At 68.8% G+C, this 13579-nt stretch carries 13 protein-coding genes and 1 pseudogene; 5 read left to right on the plus strand and 9 right to left on the minus strand.

Translation table 11 applies throughout. The features are described 5' to 3' along the window. Positions 1–2: 2 nt before the first annotated feature. Positions 3–689, minus strand: a complete 687-nt coding sequence (locus tag ACFY6U_RS40845) for an alpha/beta fold hydrolase (protein WP_390046622.1) — start codon at positions 687–689, stop codon at positions 3–5. 228 nt (positions 690–917) lie between these two features. Between ACFY6U_RS40845 and ACFY6U_RS40850 the strand changes: the two genes are divergently transcribed. Continuing rightward, a complete protein-coding gene (locus ACFY6U_RS40850) occupies positions 918–1892 on the plus strand; it encodes a helix-turn-helix transcriptional regulator (protein ID WP_390046624.1) in 975 nt (324 codons plus the stop codon). A 5-nt stretch (positions 1893–1897) separates the two neighbouring features. Here ACFY6U_RS40850 and ACFY6U_RS40855 read toward each other — a convergent pair whose 3' ends face one another. Continuing rightward, positions 1898–2638 carry a class I SAM-dependent methyltransferase gene (locus tag ACFY6U_RS40855; protein ID WP_390046626.1) on the minus strand — a complete coding sequence of 247 codons (741 nt, stop codon included), beginning with the start codon at positions 2636–2638 and terminating at the stop codon, positions 1898–1900. An 84-nt stretch (positions 2639–2722) separates the two neighbouring features. Here ACFY6U_RS40855 and ACFY6U_RS40860 point away from each other — a divergent pair, with 84 nt between their 5' ends. After that, on the plus strand, positions 2723–3112 hold the full coding sequence (locus ACFY6U_RS40860) for a VOC family protein (protein WP_390046628.1): 390 nt from the start codon (positions 2723–2725) through the stop codon (positions 3110–3112). Here the strand turns inward: ACFY6U_RS40860 and ACFY6U_RS40865 are convergent. After that, positions 3052–3294 carry a DUF397 domain-containing protein gene (locus tag ACFY6U_RS40865; RefSeq protein ID WP_390046630.1) on the minus strand — a complete coding sequence of 81 codons (243 nt, stop codon included), beginning with the start codon at positions 3292–3294 and terminating at the stop codon, positions 3052–3054. The two genes, ACFY6U_RS40860 and ACFY6U_RS40865, sit on opposite strands and share 61 nt — an antisense overlap. A 7-nt stretch (positions 3295–3301) precedes the next feature. After that, the gene (locus ACFY6U_RS40870; protein WP_390046631.1) at positions 3302–4153 is read right to left on the minus strand and encodes a helix-turn-helix domain-containing protein; all 852 of its coding nucleotides are present in this window, start codon (positions 4151–4153) and stop codon (positions 3302–3304) included. A 199-nt stretch (positions 4154–4352) separates the two neighbouring features. Between ACFY6U_RS40870 and ACFY6U_RS40875 the strand changes: the two are divergent. The 3 genes and pseudogenes from ACFY6U_RS40875 (at position 4353) to ACFY6U_RS40885 (ending at position 6998) form a co-directional block, all read left to right on the plus strand. Continuing rightward, positions 4353–4761 (plus strand): annotated as a pseudogene (locus ACFY6U_RS40875) (ATP-binding protein). Beyond that, positions 4761–5645, plus strand: a complete 885-nt coding sequence (locus ACFY6U_RS40880; RefSeq protein ID WP_390046633.1) for a hypothetical protein — start codon at positions 4761–4763, stop codon at positions 5643–5645. Before ACFY6U_RS40875 ends, ACFY6U_RS40880 begins: the two are co-directional and overlap by 1 nt. A 93-nt stretch (positions 5646–5738) precedes the next feature. Further along, complete coding sequence (locus ACFY6U_RS40885) at positions 5739–6998, plus strand: MFS transporter (protein WP_390046635.1); 1260 nt, start codon at positions 5739–5741, stop codon at positions 6996–6998. Positions 6999–7131: 133 nt separating this feature from the next. Here the strand turns inward: ACFY6U_RS40885 and ACFY6U_RS40890 are convergent, their stop codons facing one another. From ACFY6U_RS40890 to ACFY6U_RS40910, 5 genes are all read right to left on the minus strand, one after another. After that, the gene (locus ACFY6U_RS40890) at positions 7132–8175 is read right to left on the minus strand and encodes an ABC transporter ATP-binding protein (RefSeq protein WP_390046637.1); all 1044 of its coding nucleotides are present in this window, start codon (positions 8173–8175) and stop codon (positions 7132–7134) included. A gap of 26 nt (positions 8176–8201) precedes the next feature. Next, complete coding sequence (locus ACFY6U_RS40895; RefSeq protein ID WP_390046639.1) at positions 8202–9242, minus strand: ABC transporter ATP-binding protein; 1041 nt, start codon at positions 9240–9242, stop codon at positions 8202–8204. Between the two features lie 46 nt (positions 9243–9288). Continuing rightward, positions 9289–10269 (minus strand): ABC transporter permease, encoded by a 981-nt coding sequence (locus ACFY6U_RS40900; protein WP_390046641.1) that lies wholly within the window; start codon positions 10267–10269, stop codon positions 9289–9291. A 97-nt stretch (positions 10270–10366) separates the two neighbouring features. Further along, entirely contained in the window at positions 10367–12124 is a 1758-nt protein-coding gene (locus ACFY6U_RS40905; protein ID WP_390046643.1) for an ABC transporter substrate-binding protein, read from the minus strand. Positions 12125–12206: 82 nt separating this feature from the next. Beyond that, positions 12207–13196: an ABC transporter permease gene (locus tag ACFY6U_RS40910; RefSeq protein ID WP_390046645.1), complete on the minus strand. Its 990-nt coding sequence runs from the start codon at positions 13194–13196 to the stop codon at positions 12207–12209. Positions 13197–13579 lie beyond the last annotated feature (383 nt).

Raw genomic sequence — 13579 nt, forward strand, 5'->3', positions numbered from 1 at the left:
GGTCAGTCCGTGCCCGCCGCCGTGGCCAGGATCCGGGCCAGCTCGGCGGGCCGGGTGACCATGGGCCAGTGACCCGAGTCGATGTCCGCGAAGTCGACGTGTCTGGCCCGGGCGAGCTCCGGGACGTCGCCGTCCTTGATCCACTCCTGGGCCTGCGCGGGCGTGAACTCCGGGCACACGACGACCACCGGGACGTCGAACCGCCGTTCGTCGGTCAGCCGCACCACGCCCCGGGACACGCCCACGGGCACCGGGATCGCGGCAGCCGCGAACTCGCGACGGGCGGCTGCGTCGAGGTCCGCGGCGTCCGGCCCCTCGAACGGCTCCCAGCCCGGGAACGGCATGACCCCGTCGCGTACCTCGAAGAAGTCGGCGTACGGCTGACCGCCGGCGGACGGGAAGCCACCGATGAGGACGACCTTCGCCAGCTGTTCCGGCCGCCGGTCGGCGGCCAGCCAGGCCAGGGTGCAGGCGGCGGAGTGCCCCACCACCACGGGTCTTCCGGGCGCCGCGTCCACGGCGGCGAGCACCGCCGCCACCTGATCGTCGAGCGTGGCGGACGGGGAGCCGTCCCCCTGGCCCGGGAGGGTGAGCGCCACGGGACGGTGGCCCAGCGCCTCCAGCGCGGACGCGACGCCGCCCCACACGGATGCGTCCAGCCACAGGCCGCCGACGAGCAGAATGTCCATGGTCAGTTCCCCTTCTCCGGCTGCAAGGCCCCCACCGTAGAGGGAGATCCGGACGATCCACTGCCGGATTGTCCGGCTGCCGCGGTCTGGGCAGCGCCCCCGAAGGGGCGCTGGGGGTACCCCCGGCCGAAGGCTGGGGGAGGAACTGCGCGACCAGCCCCGACGGACCCGCCGGCGAACTGCGGTGGCACATCGCGGTACTTCCGGCGGAGCGCTTAGCCTGCTTCCGTGCCGAACGATCTCAGCCCCACCGCGCGGGCGATCCGCACTCTGGAGATACTCCAGGCTCGCCCCGGTACGACGGCCGGTGAACTCGCCGTGCGGCTGGGCGTCACGGAGCGGGCCGCGCGCAGGTATGTCGGGATCCTGAGGGAGGCCGGCATCCCCGTGGAGTCGGCCCGCGGGCCGCACGGCGGGTACCGGCTGGGGCGCGGGACACGACTGCCGCCGGTGCACTTCACACAGGCCGAGGCGCTCGGCCTGGTGATGGCGGTGCTCGGCCGCCGGCCGGCCGGGACCGACGGCGACGACGCCGACGACCTGGTCGGCACCGCCCTGGGCAAGGTGGTCAAGGCGCTGCCGGAGAGCGTCGGCCGCCAGGCGGCCATGCTGCGGGAGCACGCGTCGGCCGCGCCCGACCCGTTTGCGACGCGCCCGGACCCGGTCGTCACCAGCGAACTCGTCGACGCCGTCGCGGCCCGGCGCCGGATCTCGGTCGGGTACCGCAGCGAGGCCGGCGACGAGTGGGAGGAGGAGGTGGATCCCTGGTCCCTCGTCGTCCGCCACGGCCGCTGGTACCTGCTGTGCCACTCCCATCGCGCGAACGCGGTCCGCACCTACCGGGTCGACCGGGTCCGCGAGGTCCGGCCGACCCCACACGGATTCGATCCACCCGAGGGCCTCGACCCGGTCGCGGTGCTGGAGGAGAACCTCGGCCTGGGCTGGGAGCTCTCCACCCGCGTGGTCTTCGACGCCCCCCTGGCCGAGGTGGCCCCGTGGATCCGGCCGCCCATGGGACGGGTCGAGCCCCTCGGGGAGGACCGGTGTGTGCTGGTCGGCAGCACCCGCAACCCCGACATGTACGCACAGGAGTGGCTGGCGAGGGTGCCGTTCACCTTCCGGGTCGAGGGCGGGGAGGAGCTCCGCGCCGCGGTCGCGGCACTCGGGGCACGCTTCACCGCGGCGGCCGCGGGACCGCCGTGACCGTCCTACCGGTGCCGCGCGACGGTGATGATCTCCGGGCTCCCGGAGGTGACCGGCCCGCGCGCCCAGTCGCCGTACTGTTCGACGACCTCCAGACCGGCGGCGCCCAGGAATCCGGCGAGGGCGTCGGGAGCGAGGAAGCGGAGGGTGGAGCGGCATACCTGGGGGTGCGCGAAGGCTCCACCCTCGTACGTCTCCGTGAAGGTCACCCGGTCCCCGACCGGGGAACCGTCGACCTCGTGCCAGACGCGGACCTGACGGCCGTCCGGGTCGGTGGCGTGGTGCACGCGGTCCGGTGTCCAGGTCTCCCAGGCGCGCGCCGTGGGGTTACGGGTCTCGAAGACGAACCGGCCGGTGGGGGAGAGGGCGGCGCGTACGGCGGTCAGCGCGGCCCGCAGGTCATCGTCGCCGAGCAGCTCCTGGAAGGCGTGACCGGTCATCACGACGAGCTCGAAGTCGTGGCCCTCCCAGCGGCGGGCCCGCAGATCCCCGAGCACCCACTCCACACCGGGTTCGGCCCGACGCGCCTGCACGAGCATCGCCGCGGCCGGCTCGAGCCCCATCAGCCGCCCACCGTGCCCTTCGGCCCGCGCCCCGCGCAGCAACCGCCCGGTACCGCAGCCGACATCGAGCACGGACGATGCGGACATCACCCGGTCCAGGTAGAAGTCGTCACCCGGCCCCCACGGGTTGAGGCTGTCGTAGAGCGCGGCGAGCGAGAGATCCGCGTACGAATGATCGACCACCGCGGCAGTGTGCCACATGATGTTGAACACAGGGTCAGGAACGGCCCTCTTCTTGAACTTCTCTCAAGTTCCTTTGGGGTGTGGGTGCTTCATCACGTAGAGCTGTGGGTGCCGGACCTGGACCGGGCGACGGAGTCCTGGGGCTGGCTGCTGGAAAGCCTGGACTGGGCGCCGTACCAGAACTGGCCGGACGGGCGGAGCTGGCGGCTGGGGGAGACGTACGTCGTGGTCGAGCGTTCACCCGCGATGCGGGGCGGCGGCGCCGGGCACGACCGTATGCGGCCGGGCCTGAACCACCTGGCGTTCCACGCACCGGACCGGGCGACGGTCGACGCGCTGACCCGGACGGCACCGGCACACGGGTGGACGCCGCTGTTCCCGGACCGCCACCCGTACGCCGGGGGCCCGGACCACTACGCGGCGTACCTCGAGAACGAGGACGGCTTCGAGGTGGAGCTGGTGGCTCGGGGATGAGCGGCCCCCAGGGCGCCGAGGAAGGCGGCGAAGGCGTGGGGGCGGAAGGTGAGGGTGGCTCTGGTCGGGGCTTTGGAGTCGCGGACGGATATGTGGGTCCCCCGGTGGGCGACTTCGACGCAGGCGTTGCCGTCGCCGCCGCCGGAGTAGGACGACTTGCGCCAGTTGTCGAGGTCGGTCATGAGCGCCTCACAGCTCCTTCGCCAGACTGTGGATGAAGTCACGCGACCGGCCAGGGTCGAGTGACACCGACTCCAATCTACGGAAGTGTGTTCGGAACACGCCCAGCTGTGCTTCGGAGTCGACGAAGCCCGTTCCGTGAGGTCCGTCGCGTACGACGGTGTCCAGCTTGGGGACGGTGCCTCCGGCGTACACCATGGCGGCGCCCACATCGATGAAGTGCTCCAGGGCGAAGGGGATCACACGTACCGAGGTGCCCTCGGCTTCGGAGAGCTCCAGCACCCGGGTGAGCTGAACCCGGGCGGCGGCGCGGCTGCCCACCATTATCCGGAGCGCCGCTTCGTGGATCACGGCCTCGTACGGTACGAGCGGTGCCTTCTCCAGAACGGCGCGCCTCTGCATCCGGTGCCGGACGCGCAGTTCCCTCTCTTCTTCCGGAAGTTGGGGAACGCGTGACGAGAAGAGCGCCCTTGCGTAGTCCTCGGTCTGAAGGAGCCCGGGAACGAAAAGGAACTCAACGTTCCACTGGTAGGTGGCGTGGTACTCCAGCTCCGACAGATCGAGGAACGGCGAGGGTAGACGCCCTCGATATTCCTCCCACCATCCGCGAGTTCGATCGGCGGCCATCGCCGCGAGAGCGTCCACCAGTTCCTGGTCCGTGCAGGCGTAGTGGGCCGCGATCCTGCGTACGCGCGCCTCGCTGACGCCTGCGAGACCGGCCTCGAACTGGCTCACCTGAGCAGAGTCGGTTCCCAACAGGTCAGCGGCGTCACGTCCTTTGAGCCCCGCCGCCTCACGCAGTTTCCGCAGCTCAGCACCCAGCCGCTGTTGACGTGCGGTCGCCTGCTGTCGGCGTGGCATGGCTTCCTCCTCCGCCCCCAACCGCACCGGGGCAGTGACTCGTTCGAGCGCTAGATTACGGCAACGACTTGCGCGGTGCCAAAATTGACCCCTACTGTCGGTGACGTAACGGACACGCTGTGGAAGTGCACCGCGCCTCTGTCGTGCGGCGATGCCACCGTGCGTGAAATCCCCTTCATTCGACCGGAGTTGATGACGCATGCCCGAGACCTGGGACTACACGCTCTACGTCCCCAACGACCTCAGATCGGTCACCATCTGCCGTCGCACCCTGCGTCTGATTCTGACGATGCACGGTCTGATCGGCCTCACGGACACCGCGGAACTGCTTGCCGCCGAGCTGGTCTCCAATGCCGTGCGGCACACGAAGGGGCCGGCCGCCCTCACGGTCCGGCGCTCCCCGGAGGGCATCGTGTGGATCGGGGCGTGGGATGCGGATCCCGTGCCTCCGGAGCCGCCGGGGTCGTTGGGGGTGGTGACGGAGCTCGAAGAGGCAGGGCGGGGGTTGGGGCTGGTGGTGGCGTGTGCGGACGGCTGGGGCTGGCAGCCGTCGTCCCGGTTCGGGGAGCGGGGGCAAGTTCGTGTGGTGTGAGTTGGGGGTGGCGTGATGGTGGGGTCGTCGCACGAGGCGTTGCACCGGATCTTCCAGAAGGATCCGGGGTTGCTGACGCATGCGTTGCAGCGGGTGCTGGGGGTGCCGTTTCCCGAGACGCGGGAGTTCGCGGCGATGAACGTGGACCTGACGGAGATCGAGCCGGTCGAGCGTCGGGTGGACACGTTGTTGCGGGCGGAGACGGACGAGGGGACGTATCTCCTGGTGGTCGAGTCGCAGGGGGAGGTGGACGGCCGTAAGCGGGGGAGCTGGCCGTACTACTTGTCGTATCTGTATGAGAAGTATCGGTGTGAGCCGGTGCTCATCGTGATCACGCAGAGCGCCGCGACGGCGAAGTGGGCGGCGCAGCCGATCCAGCTTGGCCTGCGGGGGTGGGAGTCGCTGACGGTGCGGCCGCTGGTGCTGGGGCCGGAGAACGTGCCGGTGATCGCGGATGAGCGGGAGGCGGTACGGGACGTACCCCTTGCGGTGCTTTCGGCCATGACACACGGGCGGGGCCGGAATGCTGCGGCCATACCGGAATCGCTGGCAGCCGCCCTGAAGACCATCGACCGCGACAGTGCCGCGGTGTTTGTGCAGTTCGTCGATTCGTGCCTGGTCGATCCCCGGGCGAAGCAGATGTGGAGGGACCTGATGACGGCGATGCAGTACTTCTGGCGGCACCCGCTGGCGGAGCAGGTGCGGGCGGAGGGGCGCGAGGAGGGGCGGGTTCAGCAGTGCGCCGAGATGGTGCTGCGTGTCCTGGAGTGGCGTGGTGTCCCGGTGAGTGATGCGGTCCGCGAGCGGGTGGGCGCCTGTACCGATCTGGACCAGCTCGAAGTCTGGGCCCAGCGGGCGGTGCACGTCACGGACGCTGCGGAGTTGTTCGTCGAGGCCTGAAGAGCGGGGCGGCTCGACCCGTGATCCGTACTTGGCGGGAAGGGGGCGTGACGGTGACCCGTCCGAGGCGGCCAGGGCGTAAGGTGCCCGTCCATGTCTGCCGCTGAGCATCCCCCTTCCCTGCTGCGCAACCCCGGTTTCGTGCGCCTCGCGTTCGCCCGGATCATCTCCGTCCTCGGCAACGGGTTCGCCCGCATCGCGCTGGCCTTCGCGGTGCTCTCGCTGCCGGGCACCACCCCGGGTGACCTCTCGCTCGTCGTCGCCTGCCAGGCGGTCCCGCAGCTCGCGCTGGTCCTGGTCGGCGGGGTGATCGCGGACCGGGTCTCTCGCTCCGCGCTGATGGCGGTGGCGGACGTGCTGGGTGCCCTGTCCTACGGCGGACTCGCGGCCATGGTGCTCACCGGCCATGCCCCTGTCGCCGCGCTGTGCGCGCTCGCGGTCACGGCGGGCACCGCGACCGCTCTCTTCTCGCCGGCGATGGAGGGGGTCATCCCGCGGCTGGTGCCGTCCGAGGCGCTCCAGCGAGCCAACGGTCTGTTGCGGGTCGGCACCAACACCTCCCTCCTGCTGGGGTTGGCCCTGTCGGGTGTGACGGTGGCATGGGTCGGCGCGGGCTGGGCGCTGGCCATCAACGGACTTTCCTTCGTGGTCAGCGCCGCGCTCACCGCCTCCCTGCGGCTGTCGCGTCGGCGACGGAAGTCCGCCTCGGGCTGGGCCGATCTGCGCGAGGGCTGGCGGGAGTTCGCCTCCCGGCAGTGGCTGTGGGTGGTCGTCGTCCAGTTCTCGCTGGTGGTGGCCGCCACGAACGCCAACGCCGGCGTACTGGGGCCGCTGGCCACGCGGGCCCACTTCGGCGGCGCCCGCGCCTGGTCGCTGGTGGTGGCCGCGCAGGCGCTCGGGGCCGTGGCGGGCGCCGGGATCGCGGCCCGGGCGCGCGTCACCCGGCCGATCCTGGCGGCGGTCCTGTTCACCCTCCCGTCCGCCCTGCCACCGGCCCTCCTCGGGGCCGGAGCACCGCTGTGGGCCGTCGCCGCGGGCGCCTTCACCGCCGGCGTCAGCCTGGACTTCTTCGGCGTGCTGTGGGCCACCACCCTGCAGCGCGAAGTCCCCGAGGAAGCTCTGTCCCGGGTCAGCTCCTACGACTTGTTCGGCTCGCTCACCCTCGCTCCCCTCGGCCTCGCGCTGGCAGGCCCCGCCGCCGACGCCTTCGGCACCGACCGGATGCTGATCGTCTGCGCGACCCTGATCGTCGCGGCCACCCTGGCCGCGCTCCTGTCGCCCGGGGTGCGGTCCCTGCGGGCCACACCGGGTGCGGACCGGCCCGAGCTCCTCGAAGCCACCACCGCTTCCTGACGTACGGCAATGAGAAGGGCCCGCACCTGGGGAGGTGCGGGCCCTTGCTCCCCTGGAGCGGACGTTCAGGGCTCGGGTCAATGGGCCAATGAAAGTCCGTTCCGCAGGCGGCGGCTGACGGAAAAGGGGTGTGTCAGGCCGCGGCCTCGGGGTCCTTGGAGAGACGCGGGGCGGGAATCACGTCCTGCACCTCAGGGTAGTGGCACGCGGTGAGGTGGCCGGGCTTGTTGCCGTCGGCCTGGACCAGCGGCGGGGCCTCCGTCGCGCACTTCTCCGTCGCCTTCCAGCAGCGGGTGCGGAAACGGCAGCCGGACGGCGGGTTGATCGGGGACGGGACGTCGCCGACCAGGCGGATCCGCTCGCGCGGCTCCACGTCCACCGTCGCCTCGGGCACGGCGGACAGCAGGGCCCGCGTGTAGGGGTGGCGCGGGTTGTCGTACAGGTCCTCGCGGTCGGCGATCTCCACGATCTTACCGAGGTACATGACCGCGACGCGCTGTGAGAAGTGCCGCACGATCGCGAGGTCGTGGGCGATGAAGACGAAGGCGATGCCCAGTTCCTTCTGGACCTTCTGGAGAAGGTTCACCACCTGCGCCTGGATGGAGACGTCGAGCGCGGAGACCGGCTCGTCGGCGACGATCAGCTTCGGTTCCAGGGCCAGGGCGCGGGCCACGCCGATGCGCTGGCGCTGGCCGCCGGAGAACTCGTGCGGGAAGCGGTTGAAGTGCTCCGGGTTCAGGCCGACGATCTCCAGGAGCTCGCGGACCCGGTTCTCGCGCCCGCCCGCCGGGTTGATGCCGTTGATCTCCATCGGACCCGCGACGATCTTGCCGACCGTCTGGCGGGGGTTCAGCGAGGCGTACGGGTCCTGGAAGATCATCTGGATCTCGGACCGGATCGGCGCCAGCTGCCGGCGGTTGGCGTGCGTGATGTCCTGGCCGCGGTAAGTGATCTTGCCGCCGGTCGGCTCAAGCAGGCGGGTGATCAGGCGTCCGGTGGTCGACTTGCCGCAGCCGGACTCGCCGACCAGGCCCAGGCTCTCGCCCTCGGCGACCTGGAAGTCGAGGCCGTCCACCGCCTGCACCGCGCCGACCGTCCGCCGGATCGGGAAACCGCCCTTGATCGGGAAGTGCTTGGCCAGCCCGGAGACGTCCAGGAGGGGGTTGGTGTTGCTCATGGTCGTGAAGTCCCGTCTCGTGTCCGTCAGTTGTGGCCGGCGGTGGCCGCGTAGTCGGCGAAGAGCTCGTCGCGCTTGCTCAGTTCCAGGTGGCAGGCGGAGCCGCGGCCCTCGACCAGTTCGAGCGGCGGCTGCTCGCTGGAGCACCTGCCGCCCGCGACCTTTTCCGCAAACGCGCATCGCGGGTGGAAACGGCAGCCGGACGGCGGGTTGAGCAGCGAGGGCGGCGAGCCGGGGATCGGCGACAGCGGGATGTCGACCGGTCCGTCGAGGCTCGGCATGGAGTTGAGCAGGCCCAGCGTGTACGGGTGCTGCGGCGAGCCCAGGACCTGCTTCTTGGTGCCCCGCTCCACGCACCGGCCGCCGTACATCACCAGGACGTCGTCCGCGATGTCGGCGATGACTCCGAGGTCGTGGGTGATGAAGATGATCGCCGTGCCGAACTCCTGCTGGAGGTCCTTGAGCAGGTCCATGATCTGGGCCTGGACCGTCACGTCGAGCGCGGTGGTCGGCTCGTCGGCGATCAGCAGTTCGGGGTCGCAGACCAGAGCCATCGCGATCATCGCGCGCTGGCGCATACCGCCGGAGAACTGGTGGGGGTAGTCGTCGACCCGGACGTCCGGCTGGGGGATCCCGACCCGCCTCAGCATCTCGATCGCCCGCGCCCGGGCCTCCTTCTTGGAGGCGCCGGTGTGCTTGCGGTACACCTCGGCGATCTGGGCCCCGATGGTGTGGTACGGCGACAGCGAGGCCAGCGCGTCCTGGAAGATCATCGACATCTTGTTGCCGCGGAGCTTCTCCAGCTCCCGCTCGGACGACGTGAGGAGTTCCTGGCCGTCGAGCAGGATCTCGCCGTCGATCTGAGTGCGGGCCGGGTCGTGCAGACCCAGGATCGTCAGGTTGGTCACGGACTTGCCGGAGCCCGACTCACCGACGATGCCGAGCGTCTGGCCCTTGGCGATGTCGAAGCTGAGCCCGTCGACGGCCTTGACGATGCCGTCCTCGGTGGAGAAGTGGACTTTGAGGTCCTTGACGGAGAGGAACGGCTGCTGATCGGTGCTCGTCACGGGGACGCTCCTGGGGGGTGATGCGAGGTTGGGGGTGGGGCGGAGGTCAGGCGAGCCGGATCCGCGGGTCGATGAGGGCGTAGACGGCGTCCACGATGATGTTGAAGATCACGATCGCGCCGGCGGACAGCAGGGTCACGCCGAGCACCATGGGCAGGTCGCTCTGGTCCACGGACTTCAGGGCGAGCTGGCCCACGCCCTGGAGGCTGAAGACGGTCTCGGTGATGATCGCGCCGCCGATGAGCGTGGCGAGGTCGATGCCGAAGATCGTGACGATCGGACCCATCGCGCCGCGCCAGGCGAACCGGAAGAAGACGTTCCGACGGGAGAGGCCCTTGGCACGGGCCGTGCGGACGTAGTCCTCGCTCAGCGTCTCGACCAGCTGGGAGCGCGTCATACGGGTGTAGTTGGCGGTCCAGATCAGGGCCAGCACCAGCCATGGCAGCAGGAGACCGGAGGCCCACTCGACCGGGTTCTGGGTGAGGGGGGTGTACGACGGGTTGTCCAGGATGCCGAGCTTGGCGACGAAGAAGTACATCGCGATGTAGCCGACGAAGTAGATCTGCATCGAGGAGGCGACCAGCGACGCCGAGCTGGCGACCTTGTCCTGCCACTTGCCCTGCTTCACGGCGGCGAGCATGCCGGCGCCGATACCGAAGAAGAGGAAGACGACGGCCGAGCCGAAGGCGAGCGACAGGGTCAGCGGGAGCCGGTCCATGATCGTGCCGAGGACGGGCTCGCGGTTGGCGAACGAGTACCCGAGGCACGGCGCGTTGCAGTTGCCGAAGTCGCCGTAGCTGCGCCCGACGAAGATGCCCTTGAGCCAGTACCAGTACTGGACCGGAACGGGGTGGTCGATGCCCAGGTTGTGCCGGACCTGCTTGAGCATGTCGGGCGTGCAGTTCTTGCCGCAGGACATCGTGGCGGGGTCACGCGGGATGGCGTAGAAGAGCCAGAAGGTGACGGCGCTGATGATCAAGAGGATGACCAGCGCGCCGAAGACTCGGCGGACAAGGAAGCGGAACATGGGGCGTGACTTTCCGGACGGGGCGCCGTCGCCGGGGGGTGGGGGTGGGCCGGAGGGGGCGGCCAGGTCGTGGCCGCCCCCGGAGGGTCTTGCGCGCTTACTTCTTGACGTACAGCTTGCAGAGCGCGACGCAGGTGTTGCCGGCGTCGTAGACGACGTTGCCGACCTTGGATCCGTACATCCAGTTGCGGATGGAGTGGTAGTCCGGGACGACCGCCGCCAGCTCCATGATCTGCTTGTCGATGGCGCCCCAGGCCTTGTTGGCCTCGTCGACGTCGGCGATCTTGGCGGCCGCGTCGATCGCCTTGTTCACGCTCGGGTCGTTCAGCTGGGCGTAGTTGCTGCGGCCGTCGCCGATGTTCTTGCCGCTCCAGCAGGGGAAGAAGACCGAGTAGCCGTTCGGCCAGTCGGGGCTCCAGCCGGCCGCGAACAGGTCGTAGCCGTTGTCGATCTTGCCGATCTGGGTGTAGAAGGTCGTCTTGTCGACCTGCTGGTTGACGACCTGGAAGCCGGCCGCCTCAAGGGCGTTCTTGATGGCCACGGCCTGCTTCACCGCGTTGTCCGACTGCTGGTAGGCGATGACCAGCTTCTGGCCGACCTTGCCGGCCTCCTTCAGCAGCGCCTTGGCCTTGGCCGGGTCGCCGCCGGGCTTCGTGGTCACGCCGTACAGGTCGAACTTCTTGTAGCCGGGGGTCACCGGGCTGAGGATGGTGCTGGCCAGCTCGCTGGTGGACGCACCGCCGCGGATGGTCTGCAGCTGCTGGTGCGGCCACGCCCAGTTGATCGCCTGGCGGACCTTCAGGTCCTTGATCCGGGTCATGTTGATCGGCCAGTAGTAGGTGACCGTGTCGACCTGGGTCAGCACACGCTTCTTCAGCGTGGCGTTGGTGAGGACCTGCGCGGTGCGCTCGGCCGCCACCTCGTTGAAGATCGACATCGCGTACTGGTCGTTGCCCTTGTCCGCGATGTAGCGGTCGGTGGAGGCGACCGGCTGGAAGCCGAACTGGAAGATGTACTTGTCCGGGTACGCGTTGCGGATCGAGTCCGTGGCGGCGTCCCAGTGCTCGTTGCGCACGTAGGTCATCGACTTGCCGATGCTCCGGCTGTCGATCTTGTAGGGGCCAAGGGAGTACGGACGCTTGTCGTACTTCTCCTTGGTGTCCTTCTTCTTGTTGACCAGGCCGTAGCCGGGCATGCCCAGCGTGTAGTTGAAGTCGGTGCGGGCCTCGTTGAGGGTGAACGTGATCGTCTTGCCGGAGATCTCGATCGAGGACAGGCTCTTGCCGTCGTAGGGGCCCTTGTACTTGTCGCCGCCGACCAGCCACTGCTGGACGTAGCGGGGACCCTCGGTGACGAACGAGGCGAAGAGGCGCTCGAAGGTGTGGCGGACGTCGTCCATGGAGAGGTCGGTGCCGTCCTCCCACTTGATGCCGTCCTTGATCGTGAACGACCAGGTCTTGCCGCCGTCCTTCATGGTGCCGGCGTCGGTCGCGACGTCGCCGACGAGCGTGGCGCCACCCTTGTCGTCGACCTTGTAGCCGGTCAGACCACGCAGGATCGGGCGGGTGATGGCGCCCTCGGTGGAGACGTAGATCTGCGCCGGGTCCAGGTGGTCCATGTCGAACTGGTCGAGCGAGTAGATCGTGCCGCCCTTGACCGCACCGGCGACCTCGGGCGCCGGGCCCGTGGAGTCCGCCTTGGTGCCGACCGGGATGTTCATGGTCTTCGCGTCGGAGACGGACGGGACCTTGGACGAGCCCTTGCTGTCGTCACCGCTGCTGCACGCGCTCAGCACGGTCGTGGAAGCCGCCGCCACACCGGTGGCGATCAGGAAGTTTCTGCGAGAAAAGGACATGCTGAGCCTGCCTATAGGGGTCAATTCGGATGGTCGGAACCAGCCGGACGTCATCGAACCGGGCCGGATGGTGCAGGGAGTGCTACCGCTTGGACTTCGGGTCGAGCGCGTCGCGCACGGAGTCGCCGAGCAGGTTGAAGGCGAGGACGAAGATCACCATGGAGATGCCCGGGAAGAGCATGAAGGTGATGTCCTCGGTGTAGAACTGCGCGCCACGACCGATCATCACGCCCCAGTCGGGGGTCGGGTCGATCATGCCTACGCCGAGGAAGGCCAAACCCGCTTCCGCAGTCACGTAGGCGGGGAGGAGCAGCGTGGACTGGATGATGATCGGAGTCCAGAGGTTGGGCAGCAGTTCCTTGAACACGACACGCATCGGTGACGCGCCCGTGACCTTCGCCGCCTCGACGAACTCCCGCTCGCGCAGACCGAGCACCTGGCCACGCAGCAGTCGGGCGATGGAGGCCCAGCCGAAGGCGGAAAGGACCAGGATCAGAGCGGTGGCGCGCAGCCAGGTCGGGATGTTGTCGTCGGGGGCGACGAAGAACCCGAAGACGACAGGCATGAACGCGATGAAGAACAGCGTGGACGGGAACGACAGCAGGATGTCGATGATCCGGCCGACGAGGTAGTCCGTCTTGCCGCCCAGGTAGCCCGCCGTGACACCGATCACGACGCCGAGGACCGTGGTGAGCAGGGCGGCGGCCGTCGCGATGCCGAGCGAGTTGCGGATCGCGTACAGCAGGAACGTGAAGACGTCCCGGCCGAGCTGGGGTTCGATGCCGAACCAGAAGTCCGAGCTCATACCTCCGTTGGGCCCTGCGGGGTACGAGAAGGCGTTGAGCAGCTCAGGGTGCTGGGTGGTGTACGTGGTGTACGGGTTCTTCCCGTACAGCTTCGCGATCAACGGTGCCGCGATGCCGATCACGAAGAAGAAGATCACGACGTAAGCGGATATAACGCCCGTCCGGTCGCGCTTGAAGCGCTTCCAGGCCAGGCGGCCCGGCGACCTGCTCTCGCTGCCCTTCGAACCGTCCGAAGTGGTCGACTTCTTCGCGGTCTCGTCGGTCACCTCGAGCGGGGCAGCCGCGGATGGAGTTGGGGGGGTCATGGTGCTCCTGGCCCAAGGGAGGGTCTGATGACTCCGCAGGGCACACTCCCCTACGGGCTACGCCGGACTTTTTCAACGCAATTCATTCAAGGTCAATAAATTCTCGGGCGGCTTGGGTTTCTCTTTACTTTCTTTGCCTGGCCTTGACCGTTCCGTAGCTACGCGGGTAGCGCGTCGTAATCGCACCGTGCTTTAGTTCGGGCGAACTGCGCGAAACGGGCAATGAGTTCGTTATGCGGACGCGAGGGTGCCGAAATGCGTACATCGGTGGGTCGTAATCCAACGTTTCGGCATCGTTGCGCGGAGATCCGTTGCGTCGCCGCCACAAGATCCTCAAAGGGGTC

The organism is Streptomyces sp. NPDC013157, assembly GCF_042899865.1.
In the GTDB taxonomy this organism is placed as follows: domain Bacteria; phylum Actinomycetota; class Actinomycetes; order Streptomycetales; family Streptomycetaceae; genus Streptomyces.